12 protein-coding genes are annotated in these 16,159 nt (G+C 58.7%); 1 reads left to right on the plus strand and 11 read right to left on the minus strand.

The window, feature by feature from the left end; genetic code table 11:
• Positions 1 to 81 precede the first annotated feature (81 nt).
• The 10 genes from C5F71_RS03285 to C5F71_RS03330 form a co-directional block, all read right to left on the minus strand.
• A complete protein-coding gene (locus tag C5F71_RS03285; protein ID WP_081041752.1) occupies positions 82 to 435 on the minus strand; it encodes a CPCC family cysteine-rich protein in 354 nt (117 codons plus the stop codon).
• A 223-nt stretch (positions 436 to 658) separates the two neighbouring features.
• The gene (locus C5F71_RS03290; RefSeq protein WP_032866732.1) at positions 659 to 1,864 is read right to left on the minus strand and encodes an EAL domain-containing protein; all 1,206 of its coding nucleotides are present in this window, start codon (positions 1,862 to 1,864) and stop codon (positions 659 to 661) included.
• Between the two features lie 64 nt (positions 1,865 to 1,928).
• Complete coding sequence (locus C5F71_RS03295; protein WP_029294079.1) at positions 1,929 to 2,615, minus strand: cysteine hydrolase family protein; 687 nt, start codon at positions 2,613 to 2,615, stop codon at positions 1,929 to 1,931.
• 10 nt (positions 2,616 to 2,625) lie between these two features.
• Positions 2,626 to 3,732, minus strand: coding sequence for a fimbrial protein (locus C5F71_RS03300; protein ID WP_104910620.1), 1,107 nt, complete (start codon positions 3,730 to 3,732; stop codon positions 2,626 to 2,628).
• A complete protein-coding gene (locus C5F71_RS03305; RefSeq protein ID WP_104912589.1) occupies positions 3,729 to 6,227 on the minus strand; it encodes a fimbria/pilus outer membrane usher protein in 2,499 nt (832 codons plus the stop codon). Before C5F71_RS03305 ends, C5F71_RS03300 begins: the two co-directional genes overlap by 4 nt.
• A 63-nt stretch (positions 6,228 to 6,290) precedes the next feature.
• Positions 6,291 to 7,019: a molecular chaperone gene (locus C5F71_RS03310; RefSeq protein WP_029294073.1), complete on the minus strand. Its 729-nt coding sequence runs from the start codon at positions 7,017 to 7,019 to the stop codon at positions 6,291 to 6,293.
• A gap of 75 nt (positions 7,020 to 7,094) precedes the next feature.
• Positions 7,095 to 7,643, minus strand: a complete 549-nt coding sequence (locus tag C5F71_RS03315) for a fimbrial protein (RefSeq protein ID WP_029294072.1) — start codon at positions 7,641 to 7,643, stop codon at positions 7,095 to 7,097.
• Positions 7,644 to 7,816: 173 nt separating this feature from the next.
• Positions 7,817 to 11,410: a transporter substrate-binding domain-containing protein gene (locus C5F71_RS03320; protein WP_104910621.1), complete on the minus strand. Its 3,594-nt coding sequence runs from the start codon at positions 11,408 to 11,410 to the stop codon at positions 7,817 to 7,819.
• Positions 11,411 to 12,037: a response regulator transcription factor gene (locus C5F71_RS03325; RefSeq protein WP_029294068.1), complete on the minus strand. Its 627-nt coding sequence runs from the start codon at positions 12,035 to 12,037 to the stop codon at positions 11,411 to 11,413.
• Between the two features lie 127 nt (positions 12,038 to 12,164).
• On the minus strand, positions 12,165 to 13,280 hold the full coding sequence (locus tag C5F71_RS03330; protein WP_256588094.1) for an EAL domain-containing protein: 1,116 nt from the start codon (positions 13,278 to 13,280) through the stop codon (positions 12,165 to 12,167).
• 749 nt (positions 13,281 to 14,029) lie between these two features.
• On the opposite strand from C5F71_RS03330, the gene C5F71_RS03335 reads away from it, so the two are divergent.
• Positions 14,030 to 14,554: a GNAT family N-acetyltransferase gene (locus C5F71_RS03335; protein ID WP_104910623.1), complete on the plus strand. Its 525-nt coding sequence runs from the start codon at positions 14,030 to 14,032 to the stop codon at positions 14,552 to 14,554.
• A 781-nt stretch (positions 14,555 to 15,335) separates the two neighbouring features.
• On the opposite strand, the gene dapF is transcribed toward C5F71_RS03335, so the two are convergent.
• A complete protein-coding gene (gene dapF, locus C5F71_RS03345; RefSeq protein ID WP_104910624.1) occupies positions 15,336 to 16,151 on the minus strand; it encodes a diaminopimelate epimerase in 816 nt (271 codons plus the stop codon).
• Positions 16,152 to 16,159 lie beyond the last annotated feature (8 nt).

Raw genomic sequence — 16,159 nt, forward strand, 5'->3', positions numbered from 1 at the left:
ACCGGCAGAAATCGGCCAGGAGCAGCCGTTTGGAATAGACTGCTTCCGATCAATTTGGACTTAGTACGCCAATTTGCGCTGCTAGGTCCGCAGCCAATAGTAGAGGTCGTACTTCGACTTCATGTGTTGAGGATGCTGGTTGTCGGAGTCGGGATCTGGAATGGCGACTCGGCGAGTCCAGAGTGGGAACCACTCACCATCCCGCATATCGCTATCGCTAACCATTCGCACATTCTTCAACATGGTTCGCTCGCAGGCACCGAACTGGACGAAATTGACCTGCGCCTCGATCAAGCTACATCTATTCGGTCCATCCACCTGGTGAGGGTAATAGAGTTGGAACACGTCATCCTCCCAGAAGCAAATTGGGCAAATGTCGTATGACCCTGGGTGTTGCTCGAAGACTGCATATCCGCAGCATGGGCAGGTAAACATCAGTTTTCACTTATGGGTGGCAGTCTATTCTTGGTCGATTTTAGCCAAATGCTGAACGGTGGCAATGGGTCGGTGGCTGCCCTTCATGACAGGCCGCAACCAGCCAAAAGCAGACATTCGCATGTGGTCCGCTCCTGGGCTGAGAAAACGGCATGACGCTTCAACGAAAACAGGATGGTTCAGTGCGCGGATTTTAGTTCGTACATAGTGGCCGGAGGGAAGATCATAATTGTCCATCAACTCTCGATGCGGCCGGTAGCCATCGCAGCAGATCCACATCATTCATGGGCCGGGCGAACAGGTAGCCCTGTCCTTGAGTGCATCCCATCGCGAGCAACGTCTCGCGCTGTTCCTCAGTCTCGATGCCCTCCACTACCACGGACATCCCCAGGGTCTCCCCCAATGCCAGGGTGCTGCTGACGATTGCCCGACAGCGCGGTTCGTGTAGCAAGGTGCGTATAAACTCACCGTCGAGTTTGATCTCGTTGAACGGCAGCTGGCACAAGCGCTGCAACGACGAGAAGCCGGCGCCGAAGTCGTCGATGGACAATTTGCAGCCCATCATGCGCAGGCGTACCAGGGTTTCCAGGCTGGTGGCCGGGGCTTCCAGCAAGCCGCTTTCGGTGAGTTCGAAGGTCAGGCTGGCGGGCACTGCTTCGTGCAGGGACAGAATGCCTTTGATCACCGCGGTCAGGTTGCTGTTGGTCAGTTGGCTGGTGTGCAGGTTGAACGACAGGTCGAGCTTCAGGCCGGTGTTTTTTGCCAGTCGCTGCAGGCTCAGGGCTTGGTTCATCTGCATGAACAGCAGCGTATCGAGCAAGCCGCAGCGTTCCAGCACGGGCATGAACACCGCCGGTGACAGGATGCCGCGCAACGGGTGCACCCAGCGGGTCAGCACCTCCACGCCGCAGACGTCATCGGTATTCATGTCGACCTTGGGCTGGTACCAGGCTTGCAATTGCTGTTCGTTGAGGGCCCAACGCACTTCTTCATCGCTGGCCAGGCGTACCGGCGCAGCGTCGGGCGGCGCGACACCAGGGCCACTGGAGCGCTTTTTTAGCAAGTTCTCCAGGGTGTGCGCCTGCAACGGCTTTCCGACATCCCCGAGCATTTCCAGGCCCAGCAACGAAACAATCTGCTGCACCGTGCGGCGTACATCGGCCGACAGGGAGCTGCTGATAATCACTGAGCCGACCAGTCCGGAACTTCCCACCTGCTGAAGAAACTCCAGGCCATCCATGCCTTCCATGCACAAGTCGCACAGGGCAATGTCCACTGCGCCCACTTGATCCAACACAGCCAGGGCGTGTAAGCCGTCCACTGCCTCGAAGACCTCGCGGCAACCCAACTGGCGCAACATGCTCACGGCGACCGCACGTTGAAAAGGATGATCCTCGAGAACCAGCACGCGTATGGGAAAACTCGTCATTGAAGTCGGCTCATCTGAAAGGAATAAGGTCGCCCGGGTGTGACGCCGGGCGGGTTGCAGCGACTTAGCGCACGGGCAGCTTGATGATCTGCTCGGTGGTCATCACGTCGCCGAAGGTGTCTTCGACTTCGGCCAGTGCCGATTGATGCAAGGCGTCCTTGTCGACGCTCTGGCCATTGAGACGGGTGATCGCACGGGTGGCGGACGCATCGGACGCCACGATTACGTTGAAGCCCAGTGGCGCTGCATCACGGGCTGCACCGGCGACACAGGCGTGGGTCATCAGACCGCTGATGATCAGCGTATTGATCCCGGCCTTGCTCAGCTGTGCGGCCAGGTCAGTGCTGGCGAACACGCTGACGGTGTTCTTTTGCACGACGTGATCCTGAGGACGCGGCTGCATATCCTTGTGGAATTTCACGGTCTCGCCATCAATGGCAAATACCGCAGCGCCAGCCGGCGACACGTGTTGCACGTGGTAGACCGGAATCTTGTGGTTATCGGCATACTTGATCAGCTCACGGGCTTTCGCCAGTGCGCTGGCGCCGTCCGGGATCGGCATGCGCCCAGTGAAGTATTCGTTCTGGAAGTCGATCACGATCAGCGCGGTCTTGGCGGCCGGCAATTGTGTGATTTGCTCGGCACCGGACATGGCGCGGATGGTCGGGTGATCGTTGGCGATTGCTGCACCGCTGGCAACCACGGTGGACAGTACGCATGCAGCCATGAAGCGACGGGTAAAACGTTGCATGGGGTCGTTCCTATTTGTAGGTAATGGTGAAATTGGCAGTGGCGTTGGCGATGCCAGGCTGCGGCCCGGTGGAGTCGCCTGCGGTCTGGATGTAGCGCGCACCAAACTGCAAAGTGGTATTGCCGTCCTGGACCGGCATGATCGGTACGTCGACGCCCAGTGGCAGCGGGGTTCCATCCTGCTTCAGCACTTGCACGGCGACGCCTGTAGCGGTGGCTTCGCTGTTCAGGCCCAGCACACCTTGGCTGGCGTCGACAATCGTCGAGCCCTTGGCGCCGTCCAGACGGATGTTCGCGTTGTTGCCGCGGAAATAGTTCCAGGTAGGATTCCCGGCATAGGTCCCGGCCACGCAGTTGTTGAGCGCGATGTTGAACCGTTCGGTGGGCGTGACGGTGCCCGGGCCGTTGAAGACGCGCTTCTCCCAGTTTTTCATGGGCACGTCGATGATATTGCCCACGGCTGCGGGCATGCTGCAGCCGGCAACGGTCACTGTTCCGGTCAGGCGACCATCAATCCAGTTGAACGGGGTGCCGTTGTTGTTGATATCGACGGTGTACACCTGCAAGTTGCCGAAATCGTTGATTCCCGCCGGGATAGGTCCGGTTTTGATCAGGATCAGGCTATTGTTGGTGTTCGCGCTAAACCCACCGGTATTGCAGCCGTTGAATGCGAGCGGAAAGTACCAGCTACCGGAGGTCAAACACAGGTAGCTGGGGCGTGTCTCGTTGACGACCCCTACCCCGATGCCAGGAACGTTAGTCGCGTAGAGCTGGCTGCCTTGAGCCGAGCCAATGGCTGCGGTGACCGTAGGTGCCTTGGCAGTCAGCATGGTGGACTGGATTGAAAACGGGGTAGTCGTTGTACAGTTGATGATAGGGAACCGGGTGTACTTGACCAAGCCAATGGTCGATCCCACCGGGGCGTCCTGAGGGATGAACAGGTCGCCCACCGCATGAATGCTCTGGGTCGCATCGGTGGAAGTACAGTCAGCTGCAGCCATTTGCGAAATAGCCACTGGCAGCACTGCCAGCGCACTCAGCATCAAGCGTTTCTTCCAGACATGACGAGTGGGCAAAACCAAGGCTGGGGCCGAGGACGCAACACTAAAAGTTTTCATGGACGAGGTTCTCTGCAAATAGCATCCATCAGCCGGTAACCGTCGGTGGCTGGCGTGCTGTTGATATCCAAATTGATTTCACATTGCTGGGCAGCCTTGCCGCCCCACTTCATCGTGTAGGTCGTGCCCTTGCTGGCCGACAGCAGCACTTGCCCGGCCTGGCCGACCACGCCGACGCTGGCGCCCTGGTCGTCCTGCACGGTGGTGCCGAAAGGTAAAAGCGAGCCGTCCTGCAGCCGTACGTTGAGCAGTATTTTTTCCGAACGGCTGGCGGCGAATACCGCCTTGACCACCGCACCGCGACGCGGCACCACGTTGGTCACGCCTTCGGCGATATCGACGTTGGTTTCCAGCTCGCTGGTGTCCACGGCCACGCGGTTCTTGCGATACGGCGTGACGTACGGCACCAGGGCGTAACCCTTGTCGTTGGTCAGGGTGCCCGGGGCATTCAGCAGGCCGACCTTCGGCGTGTCCTTGACCTCCACCAGCGCCACGGTCTCGCCCAGGGTCTGGCCGAACTCGACGCCGTCGGCATGGGCCAGCACCGAGCCCGCCGCGCTGACCGACGTCTGCCGGTAGCCCGAGCCGACGCTCACACCAGCGCCCAACTGGGCAAACGGTGCGCGGTAGCCGAGCAGCGCCGAACCGTTGTTGCCGGTGTTTTCCACGCGGTTGGCGTTGACGTTGTAGTTCAGGTTGCCATCGCGGCCGCTGAGGCCGGCCCGTTGATCCAGGCTGCCGTCGTTGTTGCGGGTAACGCTGAACGTGCCGGTACTGCGGGTTTGTCCCAGGGGCATGGACACGGTAAACACCACCTGGTTGTTCTCGCCGAAGTTGTCAGTGAGGGTCTTGCTGGCGTACACACCATAAGTCACGCCCTTGTACTGGGTGTTGAAACCCAGCTGCATCTGCTTGTCTTCCCGGGAGGAGCCCCAGTAGTTCTGCTTGCTCAGGTTCAAGTACAGCGAGCCGTAGTTGTCCAGGGCCTGGTTGACGCTGGCCTCGACCTTGCTGCGCTTGGAGAACTGGCTGTAGTCGTTGGGTTGCTGCAAATCCACGGCTTCGCTGAAGTCGCGATAGCCTTCGGTGGAATAGCGGTAACCGGCGAAGCGCACCGAGGTACCGCTTTCAAATGCCTTGCCGTAGCGCAGGCCGATGCTCTGGCCTTTTTTGCTTTCGCCTTTGGTTGTGACGGCCTTGGGCACGTCAGTCTGGGCCTGTGTGACGTCGATCGACACGGCGCCGATGCTGCCCAGGCTCTTGCCCACGCCCACCACACCGGCACGGTAAAAATCTGCCCCCAAAAAGCCACCGTACAGCGTCAGGTCGAACGGCAAGCCATAGGCCAGCGACGCCTGGGTAAACATCGGCCGCTCGCCACCGTTGGCCGAGTTGTACTCGCCCACCGTCGCACTGTAGCGCCAGGTATTTTCCCGCAGCATGTTGGCCAGGGTCGCGTATGGCTGGGTGAAGCGGCGTTCGCGGCCATCGGCTTCGGTGATGATCACTTCCAGGTCGCCGCTGCCCGAGGCGGCGTTGAGGTCGTTGATCTCAAAGGCGCCCGGCGCCACGTAGGTGGTGTACAGCGAGTAGCCGTTCTGGCGTACTTCCACCTTGGCCTGGGTTTCGGCGATGCCGCGGATCACTGGGGCGTAGCCCTGCATCGAGTCTGGCAACATGCCCATGTCCGACGCCAGTTGCACGCCGCGAAACGGCACGCTGTCGAACACGTCACCGGGTGTGAAGCTCTCGCCCATCGTCAGCGTGGCCTTCAGTGGCGTGATGTCCCTCTGCGCATAGGTATTGCTGCGCTGCCACTGGCGGCCACCTTCATCGTCCTGGCGAAACGATGAGCTGGAGCGAAAACGCCAGTCGCCGAGGTTAAAACCACCCGTTGCATACAGGTTGTATTGGTTGCCGGTGCCGCGGGCGTCGCTGTTGGTTTGCGCGGCGGAAAACTGGTAGTTGAGCATCGCGGCATTGATGCCACGGTCCCATTCCGAGGGCGCCACGTAGCCGGCCGCATCCCGGGTCAGGGCGATCTGCGGCACGCTGATATCCAGGGCCAGATAGTTGGCGTTGAAGGTCACCGAGGCGCCTTCAATCAGCGCCGCCAGGTCGATGCACGCGGGCAGCGTTTCGCCGGGCACTTTAAATGCATCCAGCTTCACACCCAGCTCCCTGAGAAAGGCTTCGGACAGGCATACACGCACATCGCTGCCCTGCTCATCCTTGATGAACGTCATGTCACGGCGGTCGAAAAAGCTCTGGTTCAAGCGAATCAGTACCGGGTAAGTTCCGGGGCCGATGCTGCCGCTGTTCGCCACCGCATCCAGGTCGAGGTTGGGACCGGCACCGGTGCCGCCAAACGAATGCATGAAACTGGCATCGAACTTGGCGGGCTCACCGGCCAGGGCCAGCTCACCGGCACAGGCGGCCGCCAAGGCGACCCACAAGGGCAAACGACTAAAGCTGAAGGAGTTATCGATTCGCATGGCAATACCCGGCCGCCGCGCCACAGCCGTGGCACGCGCAAACATCTACAGAAAGAAAAGGAATCAGCGGTTCAGTGGCACGGTCTGCGGCTCGCTGTAGCCGCCGTAGTCGTTGATGGCCGAGAACACCACCTCACCCGTGGTGCCTTTGAAACCCGGCAGCGGATAACGCTGGCTGCTCATCGGCGCGACCATCGTCGGCTCGTTGACCTCGACGCTCTGCCCTGCGGACTTTGCGGTCACACCAATAAACGAGATGTGGAACGGCGACGGATTGCTGACCACCAGCACTGCCTTACCCTGTTCCTGCGTAAGGCTCCAGGTCAGTTTCGACGGTGCTTGCATCGCATTGCCCTTGAGTCCGGCTGGGCGATAGAACAATTTGACGCGGGTGCGCATGGCGATCTTCAGCGTATTGGCATTGCCTTCGCTGGCGACCGGAATTTCCTGGGCGTTGAAATAGAACACCGATTCACGGTCGGTCGGCAGGTTGCCGGCGACTTTCTGGATACGCACCATTTGCTCTTTGCGCGGGTCCAGGCGGAACAGCGGTGGCGTGGACACGAAGGGCGTGGCGGTGGTCATGTCATCGGCTTCGGTGTTGACCCAGGTCTGCACCATGTAAGGCTGCGCCGTGGTGTTGCTGACGGTGATCGCTGCGTCACGCTTGTTGCCGTCAAACACGATCCGCGTGCCGCCGAGCATCACGCCGGCCTGGCTGGCCGTGCTGAGCAGTGCCGCACTGAGCAACAGTGCCAGAGCCGATGCTTTCTTGAAGGGGGAAACGTTCATTTCGATCATCCTCTTGCCGTGAGCGAGGGGATGGCCGCTGCGCGCATCAACGCTGCAGCGGCGCATCAACAGGGCTTACTGGTACTCGACGGTGAACGCAGCCTTGGCGTTGGCCGGGCCGGAAGTCGCAGTGCCGGTGGCGATGTAGTTGGCGGTGAAGCGCAACGGTTGGGTCAGGTCCAGGTACGGAGCCGATTCCAGGCCCAGTTGCACGTCCTTGTCGGTGGCGTCCTTGATCTGTACCGCAACGTTGGTGGCGTGACCGGCGTCCGGGCTGATGCCGATCCACTGGCCGCTGGCACCGGCAGTGCCGCTCAGGGACAGGAACTTGACCACGGCGCTCTTGCCGGTAACGCTGCAACCAGGAGCAGTGGTGTCGATGGTCAGGGTGAACGCGCCGCCACCGGCAATAGCACCGACGGTCGCCAGGGAGGTGGCAGGCACATCGCCCAGGCCCACATCGCCGGCACCGGCCGAACCGTTCAGGTCAGTCACGACCACTGGGCAGGTGTTGTCGGTCACGCTGCCGACGAAGTTGATTTCACCGTCAGCGGCCATGGCAGCTTGGGAAGCAGCAGCGAGGACGACAGCGGCAAACAGACCTTTGAGCGCAAACTTGTTCATAACGTAATCCAGATATTGAGGAAAGTCTGAAGCCCGGTTGGGCTTCAATCAGGTTGCAGGGCCCGGTCCGCTTGGTCGGTGGGGCCGTTCAACGAGGCTCAGTATCGGTGTTGGGGGGAGTGGACTACGTACGAACGGTGCCGCGTTCTTGTAGGAAATTTCCTACCGATAGCTCAGGCCAGATAGCGCTCCAATCGCTCGCCGAGGTGTTCCATCTGTTGATGCAGCGCATCCACCGCCTCGGTCAATTGCGCAGAGTCCAGCCCGTTGCAGGCGGTCTCTAGGTCTTCACAGCAGCGAATCAGCCCCTGGGCCTTGATGATTCGTGCGCCGCCCTTGACCCGGTGAGCCAGGTCGGCAAGGCCTTGCAAGTCGTGTCGAGTAAACAACTGCATCAGGCGCGCCATGTCCTGTTCATTGCTGGCGGCCAGGTCGCCCAACAGGCTTTTGATCGAAGCAATGTTGCCGCCGGCCAGATGCTCAACGCTGGTCAGGTCGATATCGTCATCTGTGGAACATCCGGGGGGAGCACTCCCCTGCTCCGTCGCCAGGCCGGCCAAGCGTGCGCTCAAGTCCTTGAGGCTGATGGGCTTGAACAGGCAGTCATCCATGCCGGCGGCCAGGCACCGGCCCTTCTCTTCCGGCTGTGCATTGGCGGTAAACCCCAGAATCAGACTCGGCGGTACGCCGCGGGCAGTTTCTTCGGCCCGGATAGCCCTCGCCAATTCGTAGCCGTTCATCAGCGGCATATTGCAGTCGGTGATCACCACATCGAACTGCCCGTTACGCCAGGCCCGCAATCCATGGGCGCCATCTTCGGCATCCTCGACCCGGTGCCCCAGGTAATTGAGTTGCTGGGTGAGCAACTGGCGGTTGGCCGGGTAGTCATCAATAACCAGAATGCTCAAAGCGGGGCTCGTTACTGCCGGCTCATCCTCGACCGGGGTAACGTCGGCCAACGGCTCAAGCATGGTCAGGTCAAGCCTGACGTCGATGCGAGTGCCTTCCCCCAATGCGCTGTCGAGGGTCAGGTGCCCTCCCATCATTTCGCAGAGGGTGCGGCTGATGACTAAGCCCAGGCCCGAGCCGCTGCGCGCCGACTGGTCATTGTTGCTGGCTTGCGTAAAGGGGCTGAACAGGCGCTTCTGGTCCTCTTCGCCTATGCCGATACCGGAGTCCTCCACCCGTAACCTCAACGCCAACTGTTCCTTGCCTGCCTGGGCTCGAACACTCAAGCGCACGTGGCCCTGGGCGGTGAACTTGATGGCGTTGCTCAGCAGGTTGGACACGATCTGCTTGAAGCGCAGCGGATCGATCAGCACATCGCAATTGACGCCGGCCTCCAGGTCCAGCTGAAGTTGCAGCTGTTTCTGCCGCGCCAGGCCTTCAAAAATGCGCACCACCGATTCCAGCAACTCCCGCAGGTTGGCGCGCTCCGGGTTCAGGGACAAACGCCCGGACTCGATTCGGGCGATGTCAAGAATGTCGCCGATCAGGTCTAGCAAACCACGCGCCGCGCCTGAAGCGACATCAATCGCAAAACGATCCATCACGCCCTGGTCGGCCTTTTTTGTCGCCAGTTCGAGCATGCCGATCACCGCGTTCATCGGCGTACGGATTTCATGGCTCATTGTCGCAAGGAAGGTCGTCTTGGCGCGGTTGGCGGCGTGGACGTCCTCCAGCAGACGCTGGCGCTCGCTGATGTCGATCCAGCCAGCGATCATGCCGCTGACTTCGCCCGTGCTGCTGCGGTACGGCAGCATCCAGTGGTAGATGGTCAGTACTCGGCCATCGGGCATGATCAAGCTGCGATCCTGCAACTGCGCCTCGCCGCTTTCCATCACCTGCAGGTAGTCACGGTGATACGTCGCGGCCTCATCCGGATCGCCCAGTACACCGTCCAATACGGTCTTGCCGATCACCTGCTCGCGCTCGACGTTGAACACTTCCAGGTAACCGCTGTTACAGATCAGCAGCTTGCCCTGGCGGTCGCGCACATAGATCGGGTGCGGTGTGCCGTTGATCAATACCCGCATGAACTCAACCTGGTCGCTCAACGCCTGCTCGGCCTGCTTGCGCTTGCGCATCAGCATCCGCAGGTAGGCGATCCAGCCCAGGGCAATCAACAGCAACACGGCGGCAATCACGAAACCCTGAATGATTGCGCTGCGGTTGCGCAGCCAATAGCTGTCGCCCACCACCACCTCGCTGCGCCAGCGGTTAGTCAGTTCGTCCATTTCCTCGGGGGCGATGCTGAGCAGCGCTTTGTCCAGGATAGAGAACAGTTCCAGCGAGCCGCGGGCCGTAGCAAAGGCCATGCGCGAGTTGGTAACGCCCACGGTGCTGGTGATACGCAAGCGATCGCGGTATTGCCGTGAAATCATATAGCGTGCGGTGATCAGCGAGTTGACCGCTGCATCAGCCTCGCCATTGGCGACTTTCTCCATCGCGTCATGGGCGCTGTCGGCATCCACCAGGCGGATACCCGGGTATTGCTCGGTTAGCATGTCGCGGCTGGAGTCGCCGCTGATGACCGCCAGTCGCTTGCCATGCATATCGTCCAGGGTACTGGGGCTGCCGGCCGTGGTACGACTGACCAGTACAAACGGCGTGGCCAGGTACGGGCGGGTAAAGCGCAGGACCGCTTCGCGCTGTTCGCTTGGGGTAATGGTGATCAGCAGGTCAGCCTCGTTGCTGGTGAGGGAGTCGATCATCTCGCGCACCGAACTCACCCGCTGGATATCAAACTTCAAGCCGGTGCGCAGGGCCACCTTGGCCAGGACGTCGGCGCTGATACCACGAAATTCGCCGTCGGCGCCGTAGAACGACATTGGCAGGAAGCCTTCATCAATCGCCACCCGCAACCGTGGGTTCTTGTCCAACCACCGCTGCTCACTGACGCTGAAATGCAACGGATGCTGACCAGGCATGCTTGCTCCGCCTGCGCTCCAGCGGCGCAGGATGGTCTGGCGCTCGGTAACCGGGACCGCCGCCAGTGCCGCATTGATTATCCGCAGCAGGCGCTTGTTATCACGCTTTACCGAAAACGAAAAGTTGCTGACTTCCAGGCGAGAGAAGTCCGCCAGTTGCACGTTGTTCAGGTAGTTGCGGTTGATCAGATAATTGGCGCTGATCGCGTCCCCCAGGTACACATCGGCTTGGCCGAACGCCACGGCGCCTATGGCGCTGAGGGTGGACGGGTACAGCTGCAAGGTGGCCTTGGGATAAAAGTCTTCCACGGTTTTGGGTGGCAGGTAGTGGTAAAGCATTGCCACGCGCTTGCCGGCCAGTTCGGGGTCGAGGCTCTGGCTGTCGCCGACCCGGCTGACCAGGGTCGGCTGGTCCTCTGCATAGGCGTCAGACAGCTGAAGCTCCGGGTCCGCCGCCTCAAAACCGTTGGAACTGCCCAGCATATCGACGTCGCCAGACTTGAGCGCCGCCAGCACCTCATTGCGCGAGGCATACCGCTGCACGCGCACGTTGACGTGCAGCAGCTGCGCCATTAACTGCGCGTAGTCGGCTGTGAAACCTTCGTAATCGTGGCGGTTACTGGTGATGCTGAACGGCGAGTAGTCCGGCGCCGAAGACCCCAACACCAGCGTGCCCTTGCTCCGTAGCCAGCCCCAGTCGGCCTCGTCCAGGCCCACGCTGTAGTCGCTGACGTCGGAGCGACCGTGCAGCTTGAGCATTTGCGGCGCCGCCAGGGCATGGCCCAGGGAACCGAGCAACAGGAGGCCCAGCAAGCCGTGTCGAAGAAAAATGTTCATTCAGATGAGGTTATTACGCTTGGCAAAATCGGCCAGGTACACCACCGATTTGACGTTGAGCTTTTCGATCAGGCGAGTCTTGTATGTGCTTACTGTCTTGTTGCTGATCAGCATGGCGTCGCCGATTTCCTTGTTGGTCAGCCCTTGGGACAGTTGTTGCAAAATCGTCAGTTCACGGTCAGAGAGATTCTGGATCAACTCGTGGTCCGTGGCCTCGAGATCACTGCGCCGTACCGAGCTGTGTGCCAGGTTGGGAAAGAAAGTGTAGCCGTCCATCACCGCCTTGATCGCCTTGGTCACTTCCTCCATGTCATTGGTCTTGGAAATAAACCCTGCCGCACCGGCTTTCATGCAGCGCATTGAATAGAACAGCGCCGACTGCGAGGTGAACACCAGGATTTTACTCGGCAGGCGCAGGGACGCGATTCGGTTAAGCACCTCAAGGCCGTCGAGCTTGGGCATGCCGATGTCGAGAATGATCAGGTCGGGCACATGCTCGCGTGCCAATTGCACGGCATCTGCGCCGTTATCCGCTTCGGCCACGACTTCGAACTGAACCTGGCTGAGCAGCATCTTGACGGACGAGCGAATGAAGGGATGGTCATCCACAACCAAAGCGGTATACATGTAACCTCCTGTAAGGCGCGCCGGAAGGCTTCGGTCGACGCAAAACGATGGATAAACGACCAGCCGACGCGTCGCTCAAGTTACACGAACACGACTGAATTGTAGGAAAATTCTGAGGTTTTGCCGCCTAACTCGCCGGCGAAGTTACCGGCTGTACGTCCTCACGCGCCAGCCAATGCAGGAGGTCGTGGCCGGTCATTGGCCGGGCCAGGAAAAACCCCTGGCCCACTTCACAACCGAGGCTGATCAGAGCATCACGAATATGCCGGCTGCTGACGCCTTCAATCACCAGGCTCATGTCCAGCGAACGGGCCAGGGCCAGAGTGCTGCCGACCATGGCTTGGCTACGCGGCTCATTCAAGGTGCGGATAAGGTCGCCATCGAGCTTGATCTGGTTGAATGGCAATTGGCACAGCAACTTGAGTGACGAGAAACCCACGCCGAAATCATCGATCGACAAGCCGCAGCCCATCAAGCGCAGGCGCAGCAGGTTTTCCTGGGTGGGAGATTGCAAGTCCAGCAAGCCGTTTTCAGCCAGCTCGAACACCAACACTGAAGCGCACAGGCCGTAGCGTTGCAGTGCGCCCTGGATATGCTCGATCAGACCATGGCGGGCCAGTTGCGAAGCATGCAGGTTAAACGACATTTCCAGCTCGGAGCCCTGCCGATGCAGCACGGCGAGCAATTTCAGGCCTTGTTCGAGCAGTTGCTTGAACATTTCATCGATCAGGTCATAAGCCAGCACCGCCGCGAGGAAATCCTTGGGCAACAATAAACCACGGGCAGGGTGTTCCCAGCGCGCCAAAGCCTCCACGCCAGCGAGACTGCCATCGTTCATCATCCGCTTGGGCTGGAACCAACCGCGGAACTCGCCCAGGGCCAGGCCCAGGCGTATCTCTTCTTCGCTGGGCAGCGGTACCCCCGCCGGAGGCTTGAGTGGTGCCGGCGGTACCGACCGATAGCGCTTAAGCAAGCGATCCAGCGCTTGTGGCTGCAACGGGGTACTCAGGATGCCAAGTAGTTGTACACCCGAAAAAAAATCCATGTGGCTCAAGGCCCGACATAGCTCCGGACGCATCTCATTGGACAATCCAACGGCCTGCACCAGACCGATTTGGCTGGCATAACGCAGGAACCCCACTTGCTCAGAGCTCTTGCTCCCCAGGTTGCACAGCACAATATCCACGCCGCCGGTGCGCTGCATAAGGATCATCGCCTGTTCGCTGGTGCTGGCTTGCAACACCTGCCTTACTCCGAGCCGACGTAACATATTGACCAGAGCGCTGCGCCGGGGACTGTGGTTTTCCATTACCAGAACACGTGGTGAGACCATCTTCATCAACCGCTTTGCAGACTCGAAGATGGCTATAGTGGCGGGCTAAGCTAACCCTACTCGAAGGAAATAGCCGTTCCGACTGTAGGAAATTTCTCACTGCAATTAATGGCTGATTACAGATGACATTACGCTTTGAGACTTTGTCTGAACGGTATCTCTGTCGGGACACGCACACTCTTCTGCGAAGAAAGAAACTCGGCTCAACGCCCTTTGGTCACTCAACCCGCGAGCAATAAGGCAGTGCTGTCGCGGAGCGTTAAACGGCATAGCGCTGGTGCATTCGAAGCTTGTAACGTAGTCCGTGATCGAACGTGCGCTTATGGCCGTTAGCAGGCCATCATGAAAGGCAGCTTAGGGTCGATTGCTGCCGGTCAAGCGCAAGGTCAACGGCTTTATCGGTGATGGATTGGAACTACTAATTCTGTAGACCACAAAACACAAGGCATACAGACAACTCCAAAACTTCCCGTACCACTTCCGTACCAACACCAATCCCATACCCTGAAGCCATTCCCCCTTAACCCTGACTGAAAAAACTCAAGCATTGCCACCGCTATGCTTGAGTTTTTCGAGAAGAGTTGCCCACAGATGATCGCTGGCAAGGGCACAGGATCGAGCTAAAATGCTCGCCCCGATTGTTCAGGAAAGGAAATTATATGCGAGCTGGACACAAGCGCGATTGCTCAATAGACGGCACTGAGTTTCTACTTCGCATGGCATTAATTGAGGATGTCGAGTCATTGGCACACCTGCGATGGAACCTCTGCACAGACGACGCCCCCGATGCGGATCCATTCGAAAAGCTGAAATTCATTGAAGCATTCAAAGATGCCTTGCCTAAAATTTCGGAACCCGGCCACATCGTTCAATTTGTCGCTGAAATCGAAAAATCAATTGTCTCCGCTCTGTCGGTTGTTAAAGTCCCAAAGATCCCAAGCCCTGATGATCTAAAAGGGTGCTGGGGATACTTGACCAATGTCTACACACTGCCCGAATTCCGTAACAAAAGAATCGGAACCGCCTTATTGGCTCATGCTCGTCACTGGGCAGAATCTCAACAGATGGAATTGTTAGTCGTCTGGCCAAGTGACCGAAGCTATCCGTTTTACGAGCGCGCCGGGTTTTGCCGTGAACAACGAGAGCAAGACCCACTGGTTCTGATTCTCGGGACACAGGGCTGAATTTCACTATCCGCTTTGGGTCGGTTACTGCCAGGCAGGCGCAATACCAACGGTTTTATCGGCGATGGATTGGAACGACTAAACCAAAGAGCCTTTAAAACAAAGGCCTACAGCTAACCCAGCTTTAGCTCGTACCACTTATGAACCATCGGACTCCTTTCGATCCATACCTCCGCCCTGACTAGCCGCCTTAGGCATCAGGCAGATAACGACCCAAAGCAGCCCCCGCGACGCATAGCGCCCCATTCGCGTGTGGCTGCTACTCGGCCAGGAGCTGCGTGATTTATACTGAATTCAGTAAACCCTCATCGTTAGGCTTTCAGAATGTATAAGCGTGCCGCAATCACTATACTGGCCTTTCTCATAGCACTCCCTTCAGCCTACTGGTTGCTTGGTGAAGCAGTTGTGATGTTTGAAATGGCTAGCACGGGAGCCAAATCAAGAGCTGAGTTAGCAGATGACTTTGGTCTTGGCTTACTGGTGCTCTTCGTTGTCATGCCAGGAGCCGTAATTGGTGCATTTATCACCGCGGCATTAGTGTGGCGGATAATGAGACCCAGAAGGGTGGGCTAAGTGATTAACACATCATCCCTGCCGGCTCGTTAACGCTAACGCTGAATTTCACTGGCAGCGTCCGCTTCTGGCCGACTGTAGCCGGTCGAGAAAGACCGAAACCAACCAATAACGGACATTTAAAGCAGGGCGCAATAAATCTGTCCCGTCCCGTCTGTGCCTTGGCTTTCCCTCGGTCCCGTTCCCTCAGATAGCGGCCCACCTAAACTCAGATTTTCAACAGCGTATCCGTGATTATTCCTGAAAAGGTCGTCTCCACCGGCCCGGTGAGAAAGACTGGTCCCACGCCATCCCATTGAACCGTTACAGCTCCCCCGTCACATTCGACCTCAACGCAATTGTCTAAAAAGCCACGACGAATTCCATTGACCGCGGCGCCACAACAGCAGGAGCCTGACCCCAGCGCAATGCCCCCTCCGCGCTCCCAAATACGCAACCGGATGTGCTTTCGGTCAATGATCTGGACGAAATGCACGTTCGTCCTGAGGGGAAACAAAGGGTTGGTTTCAATTACTGGTCCAATCGTCGCTATCTCAACGGCTGGCAGGTCATCCACAAAATAGGTGCAGTGCGGATTTCCCATGCTACAAGCTGCTGGGTCACCGGCAAGTGGCAACACCGAAGTATCCATTTCAAGAGCCAGAGGAATATCCGACCAGTTGAAAAGCGGCTTTCCCATATTGACGGAAATGGCGCCGGTTGAAGTGCGTTCACAAGTCAGCAGGCCACGGTTGGTTCGCAGGGCTACCGACGTAATATCGGATTCGCGCATCAATATATCCGCCGCCCCCCGCGTTGCGCTGCCGCAAGCGTCCAGCGATGAGCCATCCGCATTCCAGAACATCAAGCGCGCATCTGCATCATCGCAATCGAGCATCACCGCGATTTGATTGAAGCCGATTCCTCGATTGCGATCGCCCAATAGCCCAGCCAAATTGCTTGCGATTGGATTGGGGGAAGTTCGCGAGTCTACGACAACGAAATCATCGCCATTGGCGTGCATTTTATGAAAACCCAGCGGCATAAATAGAC

The organism is Pseudomonas sp. LG1D9 (assembly GCF_002949995.1).
In the GTDB taxonomy this organism is placed as follows: domain Bacteria; phylum Pseudomonadota; class Gammaproteobacteria; order Pseudomonadales; family Pseudomonadaceae; genus Aquipseudomonas; species Aquipseudomonas proteolytica.

What these genes read in the sequence shown, in the direction of transcription:
- C5F71_RS03290 (WP_032866732.1), bottom strand. Translation starts at nt 1,864, where the DNA reads ATGACGAGTTTTCCCATACGCGTGCTGGTTCTCGAGGATCATCCTTTT.
- C5F71_RS03295 (WP_029294079.1), bottom strand. Translation starts at nt 2,615, where the DNA reads ATGCAACGTTTTACCCGTCGCTTCATGGCTGCATGCGTACTGTCCACC.
- dapF (WP_104910624.1), bottom strand. Translation starts at nt 16,151, where the DNA reads ATGCCGCTGGGTTTTCATAAAATGCACGCCAATGGCGATGATTTCGTT.
- C5F71_RS03315 (WP_029294072.1), bottom strand. Translation starts at nt 7,643, where the DNA reads ATGAACAAGTTTGCGCTCAAAGGTCTGTTTGCCGCTGTCGTCCTCGCT.
- C5F71_RS03300 (WP_104910620.1), bottom strand. Translation starts at nt 3,732, where the DNA reads ATGAAAACTTTTAGTGTTGCGTCCTCGGCCCCAGCCTTGGTTTTGCCC.
- C5F71_RS03310 (WP_029294073.1), bottom strand. Translation starts at nt 7,019, where the DNA reads ATGAACGTTTCCCCCTTCAAGAAAGCATCGGCTCTGGCACTGTTGCTC.
- C5F71_RS03335 (WP_104910623.1), top strand. Translation starts at nt 14,030, where the DNA reads ATGCGAGCTGGACACAAGCGCGATTGCTCAATAGACGGCACTGAGTTT.
- C5F71_RS03305 (WP_104912589.1), bottom strand. Translation starts at nt 6,227, where the DNA reads ATGCGAATCGATAACTCCTTCAGCTTTAGTCGTTTGCCCTTGTGGGTC.
- C5F71_RS03320 (WP_104910621.1), bottom strand. Translation starts at nt 11,410, where the DNA reads ATGAACATTTTTCTTCGACACGGCTTGCTGGGCCTCCTGTTGCTCGGT.
- C5F71_RS03325 (WP_029294068.1), bottom strand. Translation starts at nt 12,037, where the DNA reads ATGTATACCGCTTTGGTTGTGGATGACCATCCCTTCATTCGCTCGTCC.
- C5F71_RS03285 (WP_081041752.1), bottom strand. Translation starts at nt 435, where the DNA reads ATGTTTACCTGCCCATGCTGCGGATATGCAGTCTTCGAGCAACACCCA.